General features: G+C 55.8%; 12 protein-coding genes and 3 pseudogenes. 8 read left to right on the forward strand and 7 right to left on the reverse strand.

Annotated elements, in window-relative coordinates:
- Nucleotides 1–58: 58 nt before the first annotated feature.
- The 3 genes from OGM67_10605 to OGM67_10615 all read right to left on the reverse strand — a co-directional run bounded on the left by OGM67_10605 (nucleotide 59) and on the right by OGM67_10615 (nucleotide 4,201).
- Complete coding sequence (locus OGM67_10605; protein UYJ34031.1) at nucleotides 59–2,104, reverse strand: MBL fold metallo-hydrolase; 2,046 nt, start codon at nucleotides 2,102–2,104, stop codon at nucleotides 59–61.
- Nucleotides 2,105–2,125: 21 nt separating this feature from the next.
- On the reverse strand, nucleotides 2,126–3,508 hold the full coding sequence (locus OGM67_10610) for a DUF1254 domain-containing protein (GenBank protein ID UYJ34032.1): 1,383 nt from the start codon (nucleotides 3,506–3,508) through the stop codon (nucleotides 2,126–2,128).
- A gap of 102 nt (nucleotides 3,509–3,610) precedes the next feature.
- Complete coding sequence (locus OGM67_10615; protein UYJ34033.1) at nucleotides 3,611–4,201, reverse strand: TetR/AcrR family transcriptional regulator; 591 nt, start codon at nucleotides 4,199–4,201, stop codon at nucleotides 3,611–3,613.
- A gap of 148 nt (nucleotides 4,202–4,349) precedes the next feature.
- On the opposite strand from OGM67_10615, the pseudogene OGM67_10620 reads away from it, so the two are divergent.
- Together OGM67_10620 and OGM67_10625 are read left to right on the forward strand one after the other, a co-directional pair.
- Nucleotides 4,350–4,544, forward strand: a pseudogene (locus OGM67_10620) (GNAT family N-acetyltransferase).
- A gap of 67 nt (nucleotides 4,545–4,611) precedes the next feature.
- Nucleotides 4,612–4,731 (forward strand): annotated as a pseudogene (locus OGM67_10625) (MerR family transcriptional regulator).
- Nucleotides 4,732–4,964: 233 nt separating this feature from the next.
- Here OGM67_10625 and treC read toward each other — a convergent pair.
- On the reverse strand, nucleotides 4,965–6,590 hold the full coding sequence (gene treC, locus OGM67_10630) for an alpha,alpha-phosphotrehalase (GenBank protein UYJ34034.1): 1,626 nt from the start codon (nucleotides 6,588–6,590) through the stop codon (nucleotides 4,965–4,967).
- 30 nt (nucleotides 6,591–6,620) lie between these two features.
- A pseudogene (treP, locus tag OGM67_10635) lies at nucleotides 6,621–8,024 on the reverse strand (PTS system trehalose-specific EIIBC component).
- A 228-nt stretch (nucleotides 8,025–8,252) separates the two neighbouring features.
- Between treP and treR the strand changes: the two are divergent.
- On the forward strand, nucleotides 8,253–8,975 hold the full coding sequence (treR, locus tag OGM67_10640) for a trehalose operon repressor (protein ID UYJ34035.1): 723 nt from the start codon (nucleotides 8,253–8,255) through the stop codon (nucleotides 8,973–8,975).
- Nucleotides 8,976–9,398: 423 nt separating this feature from the next.
- Here treR and OGM67_10645 read toward each other — a convergent pair whose 3' ends face one another.
- Nucleotides 9,399–12,614 (reverse strand): response regulator, encoded by a 3,216-nt coding sequence (locus tag OGM67_10645; GenBank protein UYJ34036.1) that lies wholly within the window; start codon nucleotides 12,612–12,614, stop codon nucleotides 9,399–9,401.
- A gap of 486 nt (nucleotides 12,615–13,100) precedes the next feature.
- On the opposite strand from OGM67_10645, the gene OGM67_10650 reads away from it, so the two are divergent.
- Nucleotides 13,101–13,961: a YitT family protein gene (locus OGM67_10650; protein ID UYJ34037.1), complete on the forward strand. Its 861-nt coding sequence runs from the start codon at nucleotides 13,101–13,103 to the stop codon at nucleotides 13,959–13,961.
- A 193-nt stretch (nucleotides 13,962–14,154) separates the two neighbouring features.
- Nucleotides 14,155–15,357, forward strand: a complete 1,203-nt coding sequence (locus OGM67_10655; GenBank protein ID UYJ34038.1) for a hypothetical protein — start codon at nucleotides 14,155–14,157, stop codon at nucleotides 15,355–15,357.
- Here OGM67_10655 and OGM67_10660 read toward each other — a convergent pair.
- Nucleotides 15,317–15,628 carry a hypothetical protein gene (locus tag OGM67_10660; GenBank protein ID UYJ34039.1) on the reverse strand — a complete coding sequence of 104 codons (312 nt, stop codon included), beginning with the start codon at nucleotides 15,626–15,628 and terminating at the stop codon, nucleotides 15,317–15,319. The two genes, OGM67_10655 and OGM67_10660, sit on opposite strands and share 41 nt — an antisense overlap.
- 190 nt (nucleotides 15,629–15,818) lie before the next feature.
- Here OGM67_10660 and OGM67_10665 point away from each other — a divergent pair, with 190 nt between their 5' ends.
- The 3 genes from OGM67_10665 to gltA all read left to right on the forward strand — a co-directional run bounded on the left by OGM67_10665 (nucleotide 15,819) and on the right by gltA (nucleotide 19,904).
- Nucleotides 15,819–16,889, forward strand: coding sequence for a branched-chain amino acid aminotransferase (locus tag OGM67_10665; GenBank protein ID UYJ34040.1), 1,071 nt, complete (start codon nucleotides 15,819–15,821; stop codon nucleotides 16,887–16,889).
- 772 nt (nucleotides 16,890–17,661) lie between these two features.
- Nucleotides 17,662–18,504, forward strand: a complete 843-nt coding sequence (locus OGM67_10670; GenBank protein ID UYJ34041.1) for a sulfide/dihydroorotate dehydrogenase-like FAD/NAD-binding protein — start codon at nucleotides 17,662–17,664, stop codon at nucleotides 18,502–18,504.
- A 2-nt stretch (nucleotides 18,505–18,506) separates the two neighbouring features.
- Nucleotides 18,507–19,904: an NADPH-dependent glutamate synthase gene (gltA, locus tag OGM67_10675; protein ID UYJ34042.1), complete on the forward strand. Its 1,398-nt coding sequence runs from the start codon at nucleotides 18,507–18,509 to the stop codon at nucleotides 19,902–19,904.
- Nucleotides 19,905–20,103: the final 199 nt, after the last annotated feature.

A 20,103-nucleotide genomic window follows, 5' to 3' on the forward strand; every position in this document is an offset into this window, starting at 1 on the left:
CATCTTGCTGTTTTCTCTCGAGCGGGGCGGTCTTCCCACGGACCGCCCCGCGAAGCCGTTACGGCTCGATGATGTTGAAGGGGTTGGTCCCGGTGATCGGGAGCTGGTTCATATTCTCCATCATCAGCGTCAGCAGCTCTGCGCTGCCCTCGACCTTGACGGCCTTTGCAACCGTTTCCTGATTGTTGGTCAGGATCGCAAAGAGCGCGTTTTTCGGGCAGGTGATGGACACGTCCGCATCATCAGACAGGGTATCTGCATAGACCAGCAACACACCGTTCTTCACGCGGAGCATGTGCTGTTCGCCCACGTCAGGCAGGATCACGTTCATGGTGAAGTCGCGGTCAGCCAGCGCCTGCTTGTCCATGACAATGGCCATGTAGTCAAACAGCATGGGTGCGGAGAGAGCTTTGACCATGTCGCCGGTAGACTTGGTGGAGGCGGTAAAATTGGCGTTTCCATGGCGCAGCTCCTGTGCGGCGGTCAGATATTCGTTGCGCCACGGGCCGGACTCCGCCTGATACCCCAGCTGCTCCAGTGCATCGGCGCACAGAAGCCTCGCATCGGTGTTCGTCGGATCGGCAAAGACGATGGTGTTTGTGACCTCGGCGACCCACTGATATTCACCCTTGTCAAAATCCGCCTTTGCCATTTGCAGGACCTTGTCAACATCCCCCAGGTACTCCACCCATTTTTTTGCGCTGTCGCTGGGCATGAGGGGGTTCAGGTTGACAGGGTTGCTGTCATACCAGCCCATGAACTTCTGGTAGACCGCCTTGGCGTTGTGGGCGACGGTCCCGTAGTACTGGCGGGTGTACCAGATCTTGTTGAGTGCTTCCGGCAACTCGATCATGTTGGAGATCTCGTCGCTGGTGTAGCCCTGATTGATATAGGTCAGGGTCTGGTCGTTGATGTACTTATACACGGCAGCTGTGTTGACCATGTAGTCGTTTACCACGTCATTGCCCCAGTGCGGCCAGTTGTGGGACTGGAAGGTGACCTCCGCCTCCTTGCCGTAAAGGGAAATGGCCTCGGTGATATAGCTTGCCCATGCCGCGCCATCGCGCACCTCCGCGCCGCGCAGCGTGTAGAGATTGTGGAGTGTGCCGGTGCAGTTTTCCGCCATCCACAGTGCCTTGTACTGGGGCAGCCATGTGTTCATTTCGGCGGGCGCTTCCGTACCCGGCGTGAGCTGGAACTCCAGCTCCACACCGTCGATCGTCAGCTTTTCGCCGGACTGCGTGATTTCATAGCTGGGCGTCATGAACGAGACCGTTCCGGTGGACTGTCCCATGCCGATGCCCTGCGCCAGCTTGCCGGTCACGCCGGGGGTCAGAAGGATGCCATACTGATAATTGCTGCGGCGGCCCATACCCTTACCGGCGTAGACATTTTCCTTCACGGAGTGCTCCGTGAAGCCCACAGGCGTGATCACGGGGATCTTGCCGCTGGCGAGCTGGTCTTCAATAGAAAGTGTCTCGTCTGCCTTATCCTCCTTCGCCATCACGCCGGCGATTCCGCCAAAATGGTCGGCGTGGGAATGAGAGATGATGACGGCCTTGACCGGGAATTTACCAAGATTCTTTTCGATCAGCTGCATGGCAGCCTGACTGCACTCCACGCTCATCAGCGTGTCAAAGACGATCCAGCCGGTATCGCCCTTGACAACGGTGAGGTTTGCCATGTCATAGCCGCGGACCTGATAGATGCCATCCGTCACTTCAAAAAGGCCATAGGCATGGTTGTTCTTCGTGTTCTCCCAGAGGCTGGGATTTACGCTGTCAGGCGCTTTTTCATAATCGTCCAGGAACGCATAGGCTTCCTGACTCCAGAGGATCGTCCCATCCTCGTCCTTCAGTTCCAGTGTTTCCGGCGCGTCGATCAGTCCACGGGTGGCGAATTCATATTCCTGCTTATCATCGAAGTCAAGTTCATCGTAGACGGCGGCATTTGCCTTTGCCGTAAAGTCTGTGGCGGGCTTGACCTCGGCGGTCAGACACAGGTCTGCCTTTTCCGCGCCCGGCTCTTTGCGCCCATCCTGCGCACAGCCAACGCAGTACAGCAGCAGTACCGATGCAAGAAGCATTGCTGCAATACGTTTCATAGCCATTCTTTCTCCATTTCCTTATTGTTCGCGGATAACAGGTGGCTGCCAGCTATCCAGTGCTGTCATATCCGGTACATAGATCCGCATGAACAGATGAAATTCCCCGTCGGAAACAGGCAGCCAGTTAGAGGTGTCTTCTGGTGCATCCTTGGACAGGATAATATCCAATGTGCCGTCCGCATTCAGCTTGAAGTCGGAGCGGTCGTTGATGCAGTAGCGGTCGATGGAATTGTCAATGAGGAAATCATCCTCTCCGTAGGCGGTCACGGACCAGAAGCCGCCCTCCAGCGTGGGAGGAAGGGTTTCAAAGTGGAGCGTATACGTCTTCTCTCCGGTCAGCGCTGCGCCGGTCTCATCCACCGCTGTCTTGGGATAGATCGCCACGTCCACGGTGTTGGCGCCAAGCCCCACCAGCGCTACCATCGCGCGGTAGGTATACTCCGTTCCGAAGTCGCCGATGGGCTTGCCGTAATAGATCCACTGACCGAGTTTCTGCGCATACTTCGCGCCGTCGGCGGCAAGCGTGGCGCGAAGCCCCTGAAGCATCTGCTTCCAGCGCTCGGCAGCTCCTTCGCCCAGGAGGGCGGCGTCGAAGGTCTTGCCCGCGCCCACGTTGATGGCGGAGAGTTTCTTCAGCAGCTCCTCATCCGCATCGGCGGGCGGGTTGACCTGCATCAGAGCGTTCGCCGTATTGAAAAACTCTGCTGGCGTCATGGAAAGCACCTTGTTCACGGGAACAAAGTCATTTTCCTCTTTATAAGCTCCCTGCGGTGCGGTATACTCGCCTCCCTGTACATAAGCCGAAAGCGGCAGGAGCTGCATCTGCTCCTGAATGGCATAGACATTGGGCAGATCCTCGTTCCCGGACAGCACCGTGCGGGTGATCGACCACATCGTTGCGGTGGGCACGTCCACGCGCGTCACACCGTCGGGCAGCTCACCCTCCCAGCCGGGAAGCGCGATGGCATAAGCACCCGCCTTGTCCAGCACGGCGGCGGTGTTCGTCCACGCATCCAGAAGCTGCACATTGCAGAAGCGATCTGTCTCCGGCAGAACGAAGATCATAGGCTCTTCACTGATGTCAAGCCACGCCTGCGAATAGACGGTATCGACGTTCGGCGTCACAACGGTGCGGAAAGAGGCGTCCGCCAGCTTTTTTGCATGGTTGAACTGATTGATGGGCGCACGGCCAGTCATGGTTCCGTCCGTATTGGTCGATAATGTTTTGGTTGCGTCGGTCAGCACCAGCGGGAACGCATAGATGTATGCTTCGCTGACCGTTTCCCACACGGTTTCAGTATCCAATGTATCCGGCTGCGTTTTTTCGGCAGAGCAGGCGGAAAGAAGCCCGCAGGAAAGCAGCGTAAGCAGCGATAGTAGAATTGCAAGTATCTTTTTCATGTTGTCCTCCTATGATTCTTTTCTGTTTTGGTCATCTCCTCGGAACGGTTTGTGCGTATGGATTGACTATGAAGTCGTTTGTGATTTTCTCTTTATGGTAAACTATCGATTATTCCGCCCCTTTCTTTCTGCAAGCCTTGAAAGCTCTTTTTTGACCGCTTCGATTTGTGGGTCAAACAGCGCTCGCTCGGCAAAGATCATATAATTGTTGATGGCAAGGATCGACAGATGAACGAACGGCGCAACCTCTTCGTCGGTGCAGTCGAGGATCTCCGCAATCCTGCCCGTGTAATAAGGGTATCTTGCCGCAAGCCGCACAAGGGAAGGCTTTACCTTTTCTCCGTATTCGCGCGACACACATACGCTGACCAGAAAGCGCATGGTAGGCGACATTTTATCCGCCAGCTCACCGAGATGATCCATCATGCTTTTGATGTCACTAATATCTTCAAACACGATGGCAAACGCAGCTTTTTCAATTCGACTGATCGCTTCCTCGGCGCAGGCAAGAACGATTTCCTCTTTGGTGGAGAAGTAATAGTAGATGCCGCCGTTTTGCAGTTTTGCCGCCTTACAGAGGTCCTTTGTCGTGGCAACGGTCAGTCCCTTTTCGACAAAGCAGTCAAGGCAGATGCCTACAAGATCCTTCCTCTTTTCGGCTTTCTTTTCTTCCCTCAAAACATAATCCCCCATTTCTGTGCATTATCCAGTGTTTCCTATAATAGCATATCAGACTCTGCAAAATAAATCAAGTGCTTGCTTGAATAAGAATTATGTTTTTTTAGGATCACAATGCTTGATCAAACATCACAACAGCCTCACTTGGCAGCTTTGACTCCGGTATCCGAACACGAAAGTATGGGAAACCTGTACGCCGTACTTTGATAAGCGCAATATTCATTTTTATGTGAATGTCTGCGGCTTTCATATTACAGAATTTTTTAATGAAAAACACCCTATGCCGGATACACCGGACGATTTTGTCGGCGATGGCAATGAGGGAATGTTTGCGTTTAAGAAGCAAATGCGTTTATGAAATTCCAGTTTGTCGAACAGATTCGCAACAAACAGCAGCAGTTAAGAGAACCCCATGATTTTACACATTCAAGTGCTGGTATTATGAGCAGGCGATCCAAGACGGCAGCGAGGATAGACTAAAGGCACTGATTCCCGACCACTTACCAGAGGGAATCCAAAAAGCATATGAAAACGCGCATAGCTAAAATGGATGGATGGTTTATACACAAAGTATTATCTGCGCTTTTGGCTTAGCAGCTGCCGCACCTCGCTCGCCGTATCGGCACTTAGAATTATGCGGTATTGCCCTTACAAAAAAGCACTTTCCCTTATATTTGCATTGCAAATAAGGGAAAGTGCTTTTGTCTTGCTCACTATGAGGTTACTATCGCAAAGGATACGGTCAACTCCCACTAGCGAAAAGCTAATACGGCAGCCTTCACTTTTTCAGCACCACGCACTCATAGGGGCGCAGCGTGTCGGCGGTGTCGGGGTAGTTACCCAGCAGTTTCTCGGCATCGGTCCAGCCTACGGGCAGGGGCTTGGCAATTTCCCGCTCCCGCAGGTTGCAGAGAACCAGCAGCTCCGTCTCGCCGTCGTACCGGCGATAGGCTAACAAATCCGCGTTGTCGGGGTACAAGAACTCGATTTTTCCCGCACTGATGACCGGCATTTTCTTGCGCAGGGCCACCAGCGTTTTGTAAAAGCTGCGGATGGAATCTGGGGCGTCAATTTGGGCAGCGGCGTTGATGGCCTTGTAGTTGTCGGCAATGCCGATCCACGGCGTACCGGTGGTAAACCCGGCGTTCTCGCTCGCGTCCCACTGCATCGGGGTGCGGCTGTCGTCGCGGCTGCGCTGGGCGATAATGTCCAGCGTCTCGGCCTCGGTCTTGCCCTGCTCTCGCAGGATTTTGTAGTAGTTGAGGCTCTCGACGTCGCGGTACTGCTCGATTTTCGTAAAGTGCGGGTTCGTCATGCCCAGCTCCTCACCCTGATAAATGTACGGTGTGCCGCGCATAAAGTGGATGGCCGCCGCCAGCATCTCGGCGCTTTCCTTCCAGTAGGTCGTGTCGCTGCCAAAGCGGCTGACCGCACGGGGCTGGTCGTGGTTGCACCAGAACAGCGCATTCCAGCCGCCGTGGGCCTGCATCCCCTCCTGCCAGGTCTGGAACAGTTTCTTCATAGCGAGGTAATCAGGCTCCCTCAATTCCCACTTTTGTCCGTCCTTGTAGTCGACCTTCAGGTGGTGGAAATTGAAGCACATCGTCAGCTCGTGGTTGCCCTCAGCGGTGTAGCCGATGCAGTTTTCCAGCGTGGTGGAGGACATCTCCCCCACCGTAATCATGCCGTCGATGCCGCCCGCGGCGACCAGCTCCTTCAGATACTTGTGGACGTTTCGGCCATCGGTGTAGAAGCGGCGGCCGTCGCCCTCGTAGTCATTCTCGTAAAATTTAGGCTTGGAAATGACGTTGATGACGTCGAAACGGAAACCCTTGATGCCCTTCGCCTTCCAGAAGCGCAGGATGTCGGCCATTTCCTCCCGCACGGCGGGGTTCTCCCAGTTCAGGTCGGCTTGCATGACGTCGTAAAGATGCAGATACCATTTGCCAAGGCACGGCACGTATTCCCACGCAGGGCCGCCAAATTTCGACACCCAGTTTGTCGGGTAACGGTCGGGCGTGCCGTCCTTGAAGATGTAATAGTCCTGGTACTTTTTGTCGCCCGCCAGTGCTTTTTTGAACCACTCATGCTCGGTGGAGGTGTGGTTGAACACCATGTCCAGCATCAGGCCGATGCCGCGCCTGTCCGCCTCGCGGATGAGCTCCTCCAGATCTTCCATCGTGCCGTAGCGCGGGTCGACGGCGCGGTAGTCGGCCACATCGTAGCCGTTGTCGCGCTGGGGCGAGGGGAAGAACGGCGTCAGCCAGAGGTAATCAACACCGAGGTCGGCGAGGTAGTCCAGTTTCGCGGTGACGCCCTTCAAATCGCCGAAGCCGTCACCGTTCGAGTCCATGAAGGATTTCGGGTAAATTTGGTAGACAACTTTATCTTTAAAATCATTCATGGTACACACCTCACAAAATCAGGCAATGCCTTTCTTTTTGCCGACGCTGACGGTCAGCACAAAGGGCACAACGATGGCAATGACCATGCACAGCGCAAAGCTGAGCATATAGGCAGGCTGGATGGACAGAATGCCGGGGATGCCGCCGACGCCGATGGCGTTGGCCGTGGTGGAAGTAGCCACGCAGACAGCTGCCGCGATGGACGAGCCGATCATGCCGCAGATGAACGGGAAGTGGAATTTGAGGTTGACGCCGAACATAGCGGGCTCGGTAACGCCGAGGTAGCAGGAGATGCAGGAGGGTACGTTGACCTCCTGGGCGTCAGCATTTTTGCGCTGTAAGTAGATCATGCCAAGGACGGCAGAGCCCTGCGCAATGTTGGACAGCGCGATCATCGGCCACAGCATCGTGCCGCCGAAGTCGGCAATCAGCTGCATATCAATGGCGTTGGACATGTGGTGCAGGCCGGTGATGACGAGCGGGGCGTAGACAAAGCCGAAGATAGCGCCAAAGACCACGCGGAAGGAGCCGGAAATGCCGGCGTAGACAACATCAGAGATGACGGAGCCAATCTTCCAGCCGATGGGTCCAAGGATGGTATGAGCGATGATGACGGACAGGACCAGCGAGCAGAACGGTACAACGATCATCGAGATGACCGGCGGGCAGATCTTGCGGAAGAATTTTTCCAGATACACCAGCGTGAACGCGGCCAGCATGGCAGGGATAACCTGTGCCTGGTAGCCGATCATGTTGATGGTGAAGAAGCCGAAATTCCATTTCGGGATGTCCGCCGCTGCCGTGGACGCGACGGCGTAGGCGTTCAGCAGCTGGCCGGAAACAAGCGTCAGGCCGAGGACGATGCCCAGGCTCTGGGTCGTGCCCATCTTTTTGGTGACGGACCAGCAGATGCAGACCGGCAGCATGTGGAAAACGGCCTCGCCGATCAGCCAGAGGAAGCTGTCCACGCCCGACCAGAACTGGCTGATGTCGCACAAGGTCTGAGTGCCGTTATTGAAGAAATAGATGCTGTCGATGCAGTTGCGGAAGCCCAAAATCAGACCGCCCGTAATGATGGCAGGAATCAGCGGGGCGAAGATCTCGGCCAGCACGGTCATAACTTTTTGCAGGGCGTTCTGGTTCTGCTTGGCCGCGCTCTTGACAGCCTCCTTGGAGACACCGTCGATGCCGGAGACCGCAATGAAATCATTGTAGAAATCGTTGACCGTGTTGCCGATGATGACCTGGAACTGGCCCGCCTGGGTGAAGGTGCCCTTGGCGGATTTCAGTGCTTCAATTTTGGCAACGTCCGCCTTGGCGGGATCGTTGAGGACAAAGCGCATACGCGATACGCAGTGAGATACCGCCGCAATGTTCTCCTTGCCGCCGACGTACTCAAGCAGTAGCCGCGCGTCCTGTTCGTATTTACCCATAGTGTTTTCCTCCTTTTGCCCGGTAGAGCGGGCATCTTTGAACTTGTTCATACAAGTTCTCCTTACAGCCACAGAATACCAGACTTGTTCATACAAGTCAATATGCTTTTGCAAAAAAGCAGTGCAGTACGCCTATTTTCGGCACTGCTCACAAGTTACCCACTTGAAATTTAGCCGAAAAGACGGTATACTAAAGTAAATGTTTGAACAAGCTGCGAGGTACACACCATGCCAAAGGCAAAATATGAAGGCATTTATCACAGCATCCAAAAACGCATCGAGGCGCAGGATTACCCCTATCAATCGCTGCTGCCCAGCGAGAATACCTTAATAGAGGAATACGCCTGCTCCCGCAACACAGTTCGACGCGCATTGGCGGAGCTGGTAGCCGACGGCTATGTGCAGACCATGCAGGGGCGCGGCGTGCGGGTCATCTACCAGCCGGTGGGCAAAACGACGTTTACCATCGGCGGCATCGAGACCTTTCAGGAGACCGCCCGCCGCAACCATCTGCGCGCCGTGACGAAGGTCACGAAGTTTGAGACTGTCATCGCCGATGAGTGCTTTGCCGCCAAGAGCGGTTTCTCGGTTGGGGATGAGCTATGGAGTATTGAACGCGTGCGGTATCTCGACGGCAAAGCGCTGATTCTCGACGTCAACTACTTTTTAAAGGAGTTTGTCCCCGGCCTGACGCCGCAGATCGCGGCCAGCTCAATCTACGATTACATTGAGAACACACTGGGAATGCAGATCATCACCAGCAAGCGCCGCATGACGGTGGAACACGCCACAGCCCGCGACGAAAAGCTGCTGGACATGGGCACCTATGGCTGCGTGGCCGTCGTCGTGAACCAGACTTTCAACTCCGCCGGTCTGCTGTTTGAGTACACCCAGTCCCGCCACCAACCGGACTATTTCTGCTTTCAGGACATTGCCACGCGGAAAAAGTGAGCGGCAGACACCCGGCGCAGGGGTATTCACCCGGGATTTTGCGCTGGGCCGGGGCTCCGGCAAAATGGGATGTGCTGATGATCTACATCTGACAATTTGGACTTCTTTCCACGGAGATTCGTTTGAGTTTCGTAGCTTCCTGTTTCGTTCCGACGCTTCAGCAAACGATATATCGAGCAGGTGTTTACAGAAAAGCACTTTGCCAGTTCTTTTACGCTAACGCCTTTGTCGTATGCTTCCAGAATCAATTTTCGAGCTTCATTGTGCAGCATAGTTCTCACCTTCTTTGCCTCTGTTATACCTCTTTTTGCTCAAAAGTTAAAGTACTGTGCTGTATTATTGAAAATTGCTATAAATGAAAAAAAGGCTGCCGCACGAGGGAAAATTCCTCTTGCAGCAGCCCCTTTTATGTTTTCCCCAAACTCATTGCAGCCATTGCTTCAGAACATCGTTGAGCTTATCAAGCTCCAGCGGCTTTGCGATATGCTCGTTCATGCCGGTGTTCTTTGCCAGCTGTACATCCTCGGCAAAGGCGTTCGCCGTCATGGCAATGATCGGCACCTTTCCGCGCCCGCCGGGAAGAGAGCGGATCGCCGCAGTAGCCTCGTACCCGTTCATGATCGGCATCTGGATGTCCATAAAGATCAGGTCATACCATTTTTCCGGGGCTGCCACAACCTTTTCGACCGCTATTTTTCCGTTTTCGGCAATGTCAACGGCCACGCCCGTCATACCCAAAATTTCGGCAGCGATCTCACGGTTCAGCTCGTTGTCCTCCACCAGAAGGACCCGCTTGCTCGTGTAATCGGTTTTGGCAAAGCTTTCCAGAAGGCTTCGGGCGTTTTTCTCCTTTTTGCCGGATGTAAACTGCCGCAGGGTCGCCGTCAGGCGGGAACGGAACAGCGGCTTTGCAATAAACGCATCCACGCCTGCCGCCCGGGCCTCCTCCTCGATCTCACTGAATTCAAAGGAGGTCAGGATGATGATGGTCACATCCTTGCCTACCTGCTCACGAATTTTTCTGGCCGTCTCGATGCCATCCATTTTCGGCATCTTCCAATCCAGAATCACGGCAAAGTAGTCGCACCCGGCTTCATGGCGCGCATAGCAGCGCTCCACGGCCTCCCTGCCCGTAAGCACCCATTCGCCTGCTATGCCAATGTCCTTGAGGGTTGCAACCGTGCTTTCGCAGCAGGTTTTGTCATCGTCCACAACCAGCACCGGCAGGTCGAGCAGTTCTTTTTCCTGCTCCTTTTCGCTCTCCTGCAGCTTCAGATAGATCGTCACCGTGATTGTTGTGCCTTTGCCCGGCGCACTGTTGACCTTGATGCTGCCGTTCATCAGGTTGACGATATTTTGGGCGATCGCCATACCCAGACCCGTGCCCTGCACCTTGGTCGTCCGGTGATCGTCTGCCCGGCTGAACGGCTCAAACATGATCTTCTGGAATTCGGGCGTCATGCCGATGCCGTTATCTGCAATCGAAAACTCGTAGCAGCCAAGCTCCGAGAAGCCGTTCGGCTTTTCTTTAATAGAGAATGTGATATTGCCGCCATCCGGGGTGTACTTGACGGCGTTGCTCATCAGGTTTACAAAGACCTGCTGGATCCTCAGGCTGTCGCCGCAGACGGCCTCGTGTTCAATACGGTCCACATGGACTTCAAAATTATGCCGATGCTCATCGATGGCAGGCTTTGTAAGGGTAATCAGGTTATCGACCAGCTCCGGCAGATTAAAGTCCTCCTCGGCAAGGGACATCTTTCCGCTTTCGATGCGCGCCATGTCCAGCACTTCATTGATCAGTCCCAGCAAATGGCGGCTCGCCTTGGTGGTTTTGCCAAGGCACTCGATCACCTTATCCGGATTCTCGATATTCGCACCTGCAATCGCTGTCAGGCCAACGATTGCATTCATCGGCGTCCGAATATCATGGGACATATTGGAGAGGAACTCCGTCTTGGCCCGGTTTGCATTCTCCGCCGCGCGGTAGGCCTCCTTCAACGCCCTGTGGGATTCAATCTCGGCCCTTTTCTCCTGTGAAACATTCATAGAGGCCAGCAGAACCTTTACCAGCCTTGTGCCCTCCCACTCCAGCGGAATGAATGAGGCGATTTTGTAGGTGTTTTCGTCCAGAGAGCAGTATTCAAATTTATAGACATCGCTTTCTGCGGTCAGGTTCTTACGGATATTTTCCGGGGACATCGCCGTCTTCAAAGCTTCCAGCGGCTCGAACGTTTTATACTTTGCAATCACCTGCTCCACAAAAGCATGGTAGGTGCCGGTCGGCGCGTATATCATTTCACCTTGCAGATTATAGAACCGATACCGGTCATTCTCAAGATCGCAGACAACAAAGCGATCCAGCAGCCGCACCATGCTCTGGATCAGAAGCTCCATGGAGGCGTTGTCCGACGCCATCTGCATCCGCCGCGCCGTCTCGGCCTTGGACTCGGTGATGTCCCGCAGGAAGATCATCGCATATTCGGAATCTTCGATCTCGCCGCGCATGACGACATTGCGGACCCACCGCTCCTCGCCATTCAGCATGATGCGGCATTCCTGGCACAGCTCGGTATCCAGTCCCTTCAATTTTTCTGCAATGTAGGCGCGGTTATAGAAATCCGTCACAGCCTTTTTGTCCTGTTCAACGACATAGTTGTCCACAAGGAATCTGACCAGCTCATCCCATGTATGGCTCTGCTCAAAGGCCGTCATCAGGGAGGCTTCCACCTTGAAGGTGTCAAATGTGTTTTCTTCAAGGTTCACATAGTATTCGCAGAGGTTTGCGCTGGTGAACGCGCGGTGAAAGGCGGCTGCCCGCTGCGCCTGCATCCGGCTTCTTTTTTCTGCGTCAATGTTGCTGAGGATTCCGGCGATCCGCTTGGCCGAGCCATCCAGACGGCGTATCACCTCCGCAGACGCCCGGAACCACAGGTATCGGCCAACCTTTGTCTTCAGTCGGTACTCCACCTTATACTTTGTCTGATTGGTTTTGTCTGCAATCGTGTCCTGCAGCAGCTTCAGGACACGGTCCTTATCCTCCGGATGCAGAAGCTCCGACCATGCAGCCAGCTCGCTCGGGAAATCCAGACTATCACGATACCCAAGGAGGCGCCGAAACGCATGGCTCCAATACACATTGACGATCTCACTGTTTTCATTGCAGTCAAAATACCAGAGCGCCGAGCGTATGGATTCATTGACCAGAGCGAGATTCTCATACGCCCAGTTGATCTGCACGGACATGACCCAGACCGGCTTTCCGGCGGCATCCGTTGTATTTTCTTTGTAGAGGCACACATAGACGGGGGCACCGTCCGCTGTGAGGATCTGCCCTTCTCCCGCACCATGAATCTGACGAAAGCGGTCATTCTCAAGGAAAGTGACATTCTCCCCGTAAAAAAGCTTTTTCAGCGAGCCCTTTGTCTGCGCCATAAGGGATTCGTAGCTGTACCCCAGATTGTGCAGCAGCAAATCACCGATCGACAAAATCGACAGATCAGCGTCAAAGTACCCGGTAATGGTCCCGACACCGCCGTTTTTTTGAATCGTTTCCTGCATCGATTGAAGCACACTGTCTCCCAGCTTTGTCATGTCAGAAGAATAGATTCCGTCTTCATAGCTGTTTTTGTAACTCATTTTCGTCCCTCTGCGCCTTACCCCAAAAAAATTGCCGGCTGATACAGCATCGCCGCGCCGTTAATCCGTGTAACATAGCCGGATATAGCATATCATTTTTTCAAGTTCTTGAAAAGTAGCGCTTTTGAAATTTTTGAAAAAAACTTGTGCAGTTTGCTGCGACCTGCAAAAAAAGGTGCGTTTTTCCCCCTCGCGGAGGGAGTTTTTTGAGCTGCATGCACTGTGCGGGTAGCTGTAGGGGGCGGCGTCCCCGATGCCCCGCAGGCGGCTGCCCCCTTGCGGGCGCATATGGAATGCGCCCCTACGGTGTGGCGGGCGTTTCCTGTGGGCGACCAATGGTCGCCCCTACACATTCAATGGGCCAAAAATGCGATTTTTTGACACGCAGAAGCAGGCTGCAGGCTCCCCCGATTTGTGTTGAAAAAGCCACCGGTTGGCGGTATAATATTCTCCGGCCGGAACAGGCCGAATGAGGAGAAAATCAAGATGACAAACAAAAAACACACTTCCCCGCTTGCCGCCGTGCAGGAGCTTGCCGCCCTGACCGGGGCGGTTGCGATCATTGCGGCGGCGGTCTACTTCTTTCTGGTGCCGAGCCACGCCTCGGTCAGCAGCATCTCGGGCCTTGGTATCGTGCTGGCAAACTTTGTGCCGCTGCCGCTGTCGGCCATCACAATGATCCTGAATGTCGTGCTGCTCATCATCGGCTTTTTGACCTGCGGGCGGGAGTTCGGCGCCAAGACCGTCTACACCAGCATCCTGCTGCCGCTCTTTCTCGCCCTGCTGGAGCGGCTTTTCCCCGGCATCGGCTCACTGACCGACAGTCAGGAGCTGGATGTGCTGTGCTACATTCTGGTAGTCAGCGTGGGGCTGAGCATCCTGTTCAACCGCAACGCCTCGTCCGGCGGGCTGGACATCGTGGCGAAGATCCTGAACAAATACCTGCATATTGAGCTGGGCCGCGCAATGTCGCTGTCCGGCATCTGTGTGGCGCTCTCAGCCGCACTGGTCTATGATAAAAAGACCGTAGTGCTGAGTGTGCTGGGCACCTACTTCAACGGTCTGGTGCTGGACCACTTTATCTTTGACCACAACATCAAGCGGCGGGTCTGCATCATCACCAAAAAGGAGGAGGCGCTGCGCCGCTTCATTCTGGACGATCTGCACAGCGGTGCAACGGTGTATGAATCCTACGGCGCATACAACATGGAAAAGCACCGCGAGATCATCACCATTGTGGATAAGGCCGAGTACCAGCGGCTGATGAACTTTATGAACCGCGAGGACCCGCAGGCGTTCATCACCGTCTACACTGTGTCGGACATACGGTATCAACCCAAAGCATAAGCCCGCACAGCGCCTTATCTCTCGCTGTCGGTCTTTCTGCTGCTGCCGGGCAAACGGATTTATTCCAAAAAACAGGTGACAAACCCTGTCCGGGTGTGGTATACTAAATATTACAATTTGGTTAAAACGAATTTGCCGGGGCGCGGGCTGCAAACCTTGACGCCCCGGTGTTGTCGTGTGTTACCGGAGGTGCTTGACTACGAATTCCACATCGAACCGTATGCCCCGCCTGCTGGCTATGCTGTTTTTGCTGCTGGGGCTTTTTTGTGCGGCAGCACTGCCCGCCCATGCTGAGGATGACTACAATACCACGCTGGACCGTCTTTCCCGCCTGCAGGCGCTGGCGCGGGAGTTTTCCTCCTCCCGGGACGATGCGCCCGACCCCATTGTGCTGACCCTCTCCTACACCCGCACGGGTGACTACAACACCACGATCTGGCAGCTGACCGCCGGCGTGCGCGATACCGAGTTTGAGAGCTATGTCAACAGCAGCGATGCCGAGCTGGCCTCGCTGCAATCCCTGAACACCGTAACCCTGCCCACCGGCGAGAAGATCGACTTCGGCCATATGCTGGCCTCGATGAACCTTGTCTACAACGGCATCCCCATCACCGGCAGCTGGGGCGGCGACTGCCAGCAGCTGGCGCAGCAGTATTACGGGCAGGCGCAGGACGCCGCCGGGTACGCCGCCGCGATGCGCGCTACCTTTAATATTGACGATGACGGCTCACTGAGCAAATTCGGCGATCAGGACCTGCGCGCCGATATGGATTCGGTGATCGTCGGCTCCAAGGTCACGCAGGACACCGATCTGGCCGATGCCCTGCGCAGCTACTATGAGAATCTGACCGAGTACGACCGCGCCAAGGAGTTTATCTCGCTGAGCTTCGGCACGCAGGACACCTCCAACAGCAGCTTTGCGGACGCTGTCTACCGTGCCCTGCTTGATGATTCCGGCATGCAGCTGCTGTTTTACATGAACGGCATGTGGTCGGTCAATGGCTGGCAGATCAAGGAGGACTACGCCCCCGCTGTGCGCGGTGCGGCCGACCTGTTTGCCGAATATCTGGCTGGGGCCGTCAACCATGAAAAGGTCAAGAGCGAGACGAACGACCGCCTTGTCGCCATGGGCGGGCAGGCCCTGTCCGATGCGCTGGCCGCGCTGGGGGACAGCGATGCTGCTGCAGCCGCGCTGGCTGCCGCCAATGAGCTGGCCGACGGCACCCAGTCCGCCGTCTCCTCGGGGTCGGATGCGATCTCCGCCGCACGGGAGAATTTGCAGACGAACTTTAACGTGAAGGTCTTCCAGCTGATTTTGCTGATTGCGGCAGGGCTGGCCGCGTTCATGCTGGTGTTCAGCATGGTGATGTTTGTGGTGCACCGAAAAGAAAATTGAGTTTGGACTGCGTGCCGCTCTCTTGTGGGAAAGAGAGCGGCACGCTTTTTTGGTTGGGCGCGGGGCAGGCGGGCAAAGACAGGCCGCTTTTTCTGTTCACATACCGTTCACATTCCGTATATTCGCCGCAAGTTATCCACGGTGTATAACGGTTATCCACCGTGGAAATGTTGAAAACTCCGTTGAAACCGTGGAAAACTCCCCGTCCTTTTCCCGTTAAAAAGCGGAAAACCGGAAAATTCCACGGTGCGCAAGGGATTATTTTCAACATTTTCCACCGCCCACCTGTGGAAAGCTGTGGAAACCTGTGAAAAGCGTATTTTGCGTTTTACGCAACACAAAATACACATTTTGTAAATAAGGGGTTGTATTTACCGATTCAGAGCGCTATAATAGCAGTAACCATCACCCGCACCTGCTGTGCGGCGGTGCGCTTGAATAGATAAGGGAGAGTGTACATCATGTTGGACATCAAAATCACCAAAACAACCCATCCGAAAGAAAAACCGCAGGACGAGTCCAAGCTCGGCTTTGGCAAAAAGTTCAGCGACCATATGTTCCTGATGGACTATACCGCAGGCGAGGGCTGGCATGACGCCCGCATCGTTCCCTACGGCCCGTGGGAGATGGACCCCGCCACCACCGTTTTTCACTACGCGCAGGAAATTTTTGAGGGCATGAAGGCCTACCGCACCGCCGAGGGCAAGGTACAGCTGTTCCGCCCTGAGTGCAATGCAAACCGCTTCAATGATTCGGCCGACCGTCTGGGCATGCCCGCCATCCCGCCGGAGGATTTTGTGCAGGCCGTCAAGGCGCTGGTCGATGTTGACCGCGACTGGGTGCCCCACTCTGACGGTGCATCGCTGTATATCCGCCCGTTCTGCATCGCTACCGATGTAGGCCTCGGCGTGCATGCCGCCAAGCACTACCGCTTTGCGATCATCTGCGCGCCCTCCGGTGCTTACTACGCCGAGGGCCTTGACCCTGTGCGCATCTATGTCGAGGATCAGTACATCCGCGCCGCCCCGGGCCTGACCGGCTTTACCAAGTGCGGCGGCAACTACGCTGCCTCCATCAAGGCCGGTGAGCTGGCCGAGGAGCGCGGCTTCTCTCAGGTGCTGTGGCTGGACGGCGTTGAAAAGAAGTATGTCGAGGAAGTCGGTTCCATGAACATCATGTTCAAGATCGATGGCGAGATCTACACCGCCCCCTGCGTGGGCACCGTTCTGCCCGGCGTCACCCGCCGCTCCATCATTGAGCTGCTGAAGGACTGGGGCTACCCCGTGCATGAGGAGCGCGTTGCCATTGCCGACATCATGAAGGCTGCCGATGAGGGCAAGCTGGAGGAGGTCTTTGGCACCGGCACCGCCGCAGTCGTTTCCCCCGTCAAGGAGCTTGACTGGGAGGGCAAGGTTGCCCACATCAGCGGCGGCAAGATCGGTGAGCTGACCCAGAAGCTGTACGACACCCTGACCGGCATCCAGTGGGGCAAGCTGCCCGACACCAAGGGCTGGATCGTCCCGGTCGAATAATCCATATTCAGAAACAAATTAAAGAAACTTTCTTGCGCTTGCGGTTTACGATGCCGCAAGCGCTTTTTCTATGACATTTCTATGAACGATTGTGCAACATGCACAAAACAACTACCGTGCTTTACAGCACATTGTACAAGCACACATCTTGCAAATTCGACAAAAATGATGTAATATAAGTACATCGAAAGCGAAACGCTTTCAAACAAAAGTGAAGAGGAAGAATACCAGAGCGCCCTGCCGAATCCGTAGGGAGGGTATCACTTGTAGAGGGGTGGTTCCGTTCGTATTCAGGCGCCGGCGAGACGTTCTGTTTTTCTCCTTCTTTTTAAAAAAACGAGACGGGGCAGTGGCCGTCTCGTTTTTTTGTTTTTCCTGAGGAGCTTGGCCCCCTGCGGGGCGTCGAGGACGCCGCCCCCTACAATCCTTGCCGTAAACCTTCCGTCTGTTTGTAGGGGCCGGGCATGCCCGGCCCGCGACCTGCCGTCATATCCCTTTCACGGTCAATCCGTAGGGGAGGGATTCATCCCTCCCGGGCACTTCCCGCCATCGCAAACGGCCACGGCGGCCAGAGGGCTGGCCGCCCTACGACCCCACTTGAAAATCCGTGCGTAGGGCGGGGTGCCCTCACCCCGCCGAAACTTACCGCCATATCGCGTTTCCCTGTTTTTTCCTGTTTGTTCGTCTTAACTTTCTTCTTTACATTCCCCGGGAAATACGCTACAATATAAGCACCTACTTTATAGAATAACAAGGAGAAGGAGAGATCGCTTTGTTTACTATCATCAAACGGCGGGAGCTCAACCCCACCGTGACCGAGCTCTGGATCCATGCGCCGCTCATCGCCAAAAAGGCGAAGGCCGGCCAGTTCATCATTGTCCGTGCGAAGGAGGATTCCGAGCGCATCCCCTTGACTATCGCCGGATTTGACCGCGAAGCTGGCACCGTTTCTATCATCTTTCAGGTCGTGGGCGCAGGTACGATGCAGCTGAACTCCCTCAAAGAGGGCGAGGCTGTGCACGACTTTGTCGGCCCGCTGGGCAAAGCAACCGAGATCGAAGGCCTGAAAAACGTCTGCGTCGTCGGCGGCGGCGTTGGCTGCGCCATTGCGCTGCCCGTGGCGCAGGCACTGCACGAGCAGGGCACCAAGGTCACCGGCATTGTCGGCTTCCGCAACAAGGATCTTGTCATTCTCGAGGATGAGTTCCGCGCCTGCTGCGATGAGTTCATCATCATGACCGATGACGGCTCCTACGGCGAGAAGGGCGTTGTCACCGCGCCGCTGGAAAAGAAGATCGTCGAGGGCGCAAACTTTGACGAGGTCATCACGATCGGACCTCTTATCATGATGAAATTTGTCGTCAAGACGACCAAGCCCCACAATGTCAAGACCGTTGTGTCGATGAACCCCATCATGGTCGATGGCACCGGCATGTGCGGCGGCTGCCGCCTGACCGTGGGCGGCCAGACGAAGTTTGCCTGTGTGGACGGCCCCGACTTTGACGGCTTTGAGGTCGATTTTGACGAGGCTATGCACCGCGGCACGATGTACAAGCCCTTTGAGGCCCACGCCCGCGAGGCCGAGTGCAATTTGCTGAAGCAGGAGGTGCAGTGATCATGCCGAATATGGACCCGAAAAAGTGCCCCATGCCCAGCCAGGAGCCGAATGTCCGCAACAAAAACTTCAAGGAGGTCGCCCTCGGCTACACCGAGGAGATGGCCGTGAACGAGGCCAAGCGCTGCCTGCAGTGCAAGAACCACCCCTGCCGCAGCGGCTGCCCCGTTGAAATTGATATTCCCGGCTTCATCAAGCATGTGGCCGAGGGCGACTTTGAGGCCGCCTATAACGTGATTGCCCAGTCCAGCGCGCTGCCCGCCGTCTGCGGCCGTGTCTGCCCGCAGGAGCATCAGTGCGAGGGCAAGTGCGTCCGCGGCATCAAGGGCGAGGCTGTCGGTATCGGCCGCTTGGAGCGCTTTGTTGCTGACTGGTACCGCAACAATGTCCACACCAAGCCCGTTGCCCCCGCCTCCAACGGCCACAAGGTCGCTGTCATCGGCGCCGGCCCTTCCGGTCTGACCGTTGCGGGTGATCTGGCCAAGCTGGGCTACAAGGTCACCGTCTACGAGGCCCTGCATGTTGCGGGCGGCGTTCTGATGTACGGCATCCCCGAGTTCCGTCTGCCCAAGGACATCGTCCAGCACGAGGTCGAGGGTCTGAAGGAGCTGGGCGTTGACATTGAAACCAATATGGTCATCGGCAAGGTGCTGACCATTGACGAGCTGATGAACGACTACGGCTTCGAGGCTGTCTATGTTGCCTCCGGTGCCGGTCTGCCCCGCTTTATGGGCATCCCCGGCGAGAGCCTGAACGGCGTTTACTCCGCCAACGAGTACCTGACCCGCGTCAATTTGATGAAGGCGTACAAGGAGGATTCCCGCACGCCCATCATGAAGAGCAAGTCTGTTGCCGTTGTCGGCGGCGGCAATGTGGCCATGGACGCCGCCCGCTGCGCCAAGCGTCTGGGTGCCGAGAATGTGTACATCGTCTACCGCCGCGGCATGGCCGAGCTGCCTGCCCGTAAGGAGGAGGTCGAGCACGCCGAGGAGGAGGGCATCGTCTTTAAGACGCTGACGAACCCCACCGAGGTGCTGGGCGACGAGAACGGCTGGGTCAAGGGTATGACCTGCGTGGAGATGGAGCTGGGTGAGCCGGACGCCTCCGGCCGCCGCCGCCCCATCGTCAAGGAGGGCAGCGAGTTTGTCCTCGATGTCGACACGATGATCATGGCGCTGGGCACCAGCCCCAACCCGCTGATCCGCTCCACCACGCCGGGTCTGGACGCCGACAAGCACGGCTGCCTGATCACGAACGGCCCCGACGGCCTGACCACCCGCCCGATGGTCTACGCCGGCGGCGACGCTGTTACCGGTGCCGCCACGGTTATTCTGGCCATGGGTGCCGGCAAAGAGGCTGCCCGCGCGATTGACGCCGCCATCAAGGCAAAGGAACAGTAAAAATTAAATTTCAGCCCCCGTACCGCGAGGTGCGGGGGAATTTTTGTTAAAAAGGCTTCCCCGTGGGGCTGCGCCCGCAGGCGCGTGTCGGAGTGCAACCGCCGTAGGCGGCACTTGGCACGGAGACTGAAGCTGTCGCCGCAGGCGACTGATGAGGGGCAACCTTGCCATATTGTCCCATGTACGGACAATTGCGACA

It is taken from the genome of Oscillospiraceae bacterium (assembly GCA_025757985.1).
Taxonomy (GTDB): Bacteria; Bacillota; Clostridia; order Oscillospirales; family Ruminococcaceae; genus Gemmiger.